The organism is Dietzia maris, assembly GCF_014144855.1.
Classification (GTDB): domain Bacteria; phylum Actinomycetota; class Actinomycetes; order Mycobacteriales; family Mycobacteriaceae; genus Dietzia; species Dietzia kunjamensis.
The window spans coordinates 1-4,121 of sequence record NZ_JAALDN010000551.1; the positions used below are offsets into that span (position 1 = coordinate 1).

General features: G+C 68.1%; 3 protein-coding genes and 1 pseudogene. 1 reads left to right on the plus strand and 3 read right to left on the minus strand.

The window, feature by feature from the left end; translation table 11 throughout:
- Positions 1-1,302 (plus strand): ISL3-like element ISPfr2 family transposase (locus tag G6024_RS16085; protein WP_200841582.1); only part of this gene is annotated, 1,302 nt, incomplete at its 5' end.
- A 257-nt stretch (positions 1,303-1,559) separates the two neighbouring features.
- Here the strand turns inward: G6024_RS16085 and G6024_RS16090 are convergent.
- From G6024_RS16090 to G6024_RS16100, 3 genes and pseudogenes are all read right to left on the minus strand, one after another.
- The gene (locus G6024_RS16090; RefSeq protein ID WP_067719380.1) at positions 1,560-2,162 is read right to left on the minus strand and encodes a hypothetical protein; all 603 of its coding nucleotides are present in this window, start codon (positions 2,160-2,162) and stop codon (positions 1,560-1,562) included.
- A 178-nt stretch (positions 2,163-2,340) separates the two neighbouring features.
- The gene (locus tag G6024_RS16095; protein ID WP_067719383.1) at positions 2,341-3,627 is read right to left on the minus strand and encodes an adenylosuccinate synthase; all 1,287 of its coding nucleotides are present in this window, start codon (positions 3,625-3,627) and stop codon (positions 2,341-2,343) included.
- A 110-nt stretch (positions 3,628-3,737) separates the two neighbouring features.
- A pseudogene (locus tag G6024_RS16100) lies at positions 3,738-4,121 on the minus strand (biotin-dependent carboxyltransferase family protein); the annotation flags it as partial.

Here is a 4,121-nt window from a genome sequence, read left to right on the forward strand (position 1 = left end):
GGCTTCGGCCGCCCTGACCTCACCGCCTTCGCTCGACTCGACGGCCTCGGTCTGAGCGTGACCGGACAACGACTTGAACCGGATCGTGCGGTCCTCGCGTGCCGCGTGGTGGAACCAGATCAGTGGTGCCGACGGTGCGGCAGCGAAGGCGCTGCTCGTGACACCGTGATCCGGCGGTTGGCCCACGAGCCGCTGGGCTGGCGACCGACCGTGCTGGAAGTTGTAGTGCGCCGCTACCGCTGTGCCGACTGCGGACACGTGTGGCGCCAAGACACCAGCGCCGCGGCGGAGCCACGCGCGAAGCTCTCGCGCACCGGGCTGCGGTGGGCGCTGGAAGGGATCGTGGTCGCACACCTCACCGTCGCCCGTGTCGCCGAGGGACTCGGGGTCGCGTGGGACACCGCCAACAACGCGGTCCTGGCCGAAGGCAAGCGGCTGCTGATCAACGACCCCACGCGGTTCGAGGGCGTGAAGGTCATTGGCGTCGATGAGCACGTCTGGCGCCACACCAGGCGTGGCGACAAGTACGTCACCGTGATCATCGACCTCACCCCGGTCCGCGATGGCGCCGGCCCAGCAAGGCTGCTGGACATGGTCGAGGGCCGGTCGAAGGCGGCGTTCAAGACCTGGCTCGCCGACCGCGACGACGCCTTCCGTGACGCGGTCGAGGTGGTCGCGATGGACGGTTTCACCGGGTTCAAGACCGCCGCTGCGGAGGAGATTCCGGACGCGGTCACGGTGATGGATCCCTTCCACGTCGTGCGCCTGGCCGGTGACGCCCTCGATAGGAGCCGGCGCCGGGTCCAACTCGCGATCCACGGGCACCGTGGGTTCAGGGACGACCCGCTCTACAAGTCGCGGCGCACGCTGCACACCGGCGCGGACCTGCTCACCGACAAGCAGAGCGACAGGCTACGCGCGCTGTTCGTTGATGACGCTCACGTCGAGGTCGAGGCGACCTGGGGTGTCTACCAGCGCATGATCGCCGCCTATCGCCACGAGGACCGGCAACGTGGCCGCGAGCTCATGGAGAAGCTGATCACCGACCTCAGCGCCGGCGTCCCCAAGGTGCTCACCGAGCTCACCACCCTGAGCCGGACCCTGAAGAAGCGAGCCGCTGACGTGCTCGCCTACTTCGAACGACCCGGCACCAGCAACGGGCCGACCGAGGCGCTCAACGGACGGCTCGAACACCTGCGCGGCTCCGCACTCGGGTTCCCCAACCTGACCAACTACATCGCCCGAAGCCTGCTCGAGACCGGCGGCTTCAGACCCCAACTCCTACACCCCCGATTGGGATGAGCCGCGAACCAGCTCACTATCTGATTCTCGATCGAGACGGTCACGACCATGGACCTGACCCTCTGCGCCAAGAAAGCGCTGCCGCCACAACGGCCCTGTTAACACCACCCAAACCATGGCCGCCCCGGGTCAGGCTGGGCGCCCTTGAATTGCCCCAGATCCACGGCGCCCGCCGATCTGCTCCATAAGCAGATTCGGAGAACAGACCTCACCCCCGACACCGCTCAGCTGCCGGGGGTGAGGACTATTCGGTCGACTCAGCTGCCGAGCGAACCCGTGGTCTCCGCCACCGAGCCCGAGCTGCCGATGCCGGCAAGAGCGGAATCCAGCGACCCGAGGCCGGCCGGAACACCGGCACCTGCGGAGATCTCGACCTCGACGTACGGGTCGTCATCCAGCCCCTGGGAGTTACACACCGTGAGAGCAGCCGGGGAGAATGAATCATCGGTGAGTGTGCCCTCGACAACCCCGCCGATTGCTCCTTCCATCAGCTCAGCGGTCTCACCGTTCTCGACCATTCCGCCGAAGAATCCGATCTGCCCCTTGCCCGCAGCCTCCACGAAACGTGCCGTCCAGCTCTCCGGGAGAGTGCTGTTGATGTCCACCGTCTTCACATAGCCGTAGAGGTCGGAGACCAGACGCCCCGTACCCACGAACGAGTAGCACATCAAGTCCTGACCCGACTTGTTGGTGTAGGTCACCTCCGTGGCCTCACCCTTGCCGCTCACGCTCACACTGCTGGGGCTGTTGAACACGGGATCGACGTCCTGGGCGCCGGCCACCCCGGCGCCGGCGAGGGCGGTGACTGAGGCGATGGCGGTGGCTGCGGTGGCGACGCCGAGGCGGGTGAGGGAACGCATGTGGTGCTCCGATCGGAAGGGGACGCGACCGGTCGGCCGCTTCCATGGAGTCCACCCGATGCGCCGTCACCGCACTATCGGCCGTTCATACGACATGTGCCGTACGTTCACACCCGATTCGGCCCCACCTGACCCGCACGCACCATCGGCCTCACTCGTCACACGAGCGGCCCCCAGATCACCCCAGGATGTCGCGCCGCACCACGTTCTGGTCGCGGCCGGGGCCCACGCCGATGTACGACATGTGGCAGCCGGCGAGCTCCTCGAGCCGCAGCACGTAGTCGCGGGCGGCGGGCGGCAGGTCGCTGAACTCGCGCGCCCCGGTGATGTCCTCGTCCCAGCCGGGCATGGTCTCGTAGATCGGCGTGGCGTGGTGGAAGTCGGTCTGCGTCATGGGCATCTCGTCGTGCCGGACGCCGTCCACGTCGTAGGCCACGCAGATCGGGATCTCGCCGATGCCGGTGAGCACGTCGAGCTTGGTGAGGAAGTAGTCGGTGAACCCGTTGACGCGCGCGGCGTAGCGGGCGATCACGGCGTCGTACCAGCCACAGCGGCGGGTGCGGCCGGTGTTGACACCCACCTCACCGCCGGTGACCTGCAGGTACTCGCCCCACTTGTCGAACAGCTCGGTGGGGAACGGCCCGGCGCCCACGCGGGTGGTGTACGCCTTGACGATGCCCAGAGAGTGGGTGATCTTGGTGGGCCCGATGCCCGAGCCCACGCAGGCTCCGCCGGCGGTCGGGTTGGACGACGTCACGAACGGGTAGGTGCCGTGGTCCACGTCGAGCATGGTGGCCTGGCCGCCCTCCATGAGCACGGACTCGCCGCGGTCCAGCGCCTGGTTGAGCATCAGGGTGGCGTCGCAGACCATGGGCCGCAGCCGGTCGGCGTAGCCGAGGAAGTACTCGACCATCTCGTCGACCTCGACCGCTCGACGGTTGTAGATCTTCACCAGGATCTGGTTCTTGAGGTGCAGCGCACCTTCGATCTTCTGCCGCAGGATCGATTCGTCGAACACGTCCTGGACGCGTATCCCCACGCGCGAGACCTTGTCGGCGTAGGTGGGGCCGATGCCGCGCCCGGTGGTGCCGATGGCCTTCTTGCCGAGGAACCGCTCGGTGACCTTGTCGAGCTGCTGGTGGTATGGCGCCACGAGGTGCGCGTCGGCGGAGATCCGCAGGCGGGAGGTGTCAGCGCCGCGCGCCTGCAGTCCCTCGATTTCCTCGAAGAGCGCCTCGAGGTTCACCACCACGCCGTTGCCGATCACCGGCACGGCCGTGGGCGAGAGGATGCCGGCGGGCAGGAGCTTGAGCTCGTACTTCTCACCGCCCACCACGACGGTGTGGCCGGCGTTGTTCCCGCCGTTGGGCTTGACCACGTAGTCCACGTGGCCGCCCAGGATGTCGGTGGCCTTACCCTTGCCCTCGTCGCCCCACTGGGCGCCGATCAGAACGATCGCTGGCATGGTTCGCATTCACCTCGAATGAGTCGTCGTCACGGTGCACCGGCGTCAGACACCTGACAGCGAATCCGCGCACACCAACGCCCCAGAATAGTCCGTACCGCGTGAACACCCTAGTCGGCGACGCCCCGCAGTCTGCGGAATCGCACCGGCGTTCCCGGGAGAAGCTGCGAGATCGCGTCCGCGGACCGCGCGGTGAGCACACCGATGACGGGGTACCCGCCGGTCACCGGGTGGTCGGGCCCGAACACGACGGGTGAGCCGTCGGCGGGGATCTGCACCGCGCCGCGCACCATGCCCTCGCTGGGGATCTCGCGCGTGTCGAGGCGCGGGACGGGCCGGGCGGGGTCGATACGGACGCCCACCCTGTCCGCGTGCCCGCTGACGTGCCCGGTCGCGGCGAGGACGTCCCACGCAGCGGGCGGGAACAGGTCGTCGCGCGGCCCGGGGATGACGTCCAGCTCCACGGATTCCCTGGAGCCGGTGACCGCGCCCCC

Coding starts and splice junctions, on each gene's coding strand:
- G6024_RS16090 (WP_067719380.1), bottom strand. CDS start 2,162: ATGCGTTCCCTCACCCGCCTCGGCGTCGCCACCGCAGCCACCGCCATC.
- G6024_RS16095 (WP_067719383.1), bottom strand. CDS start 3,627: ATGCCAGCGATCGTTCTGATCGGCGCCCAGTGGGGCGACGAGGGCAAG.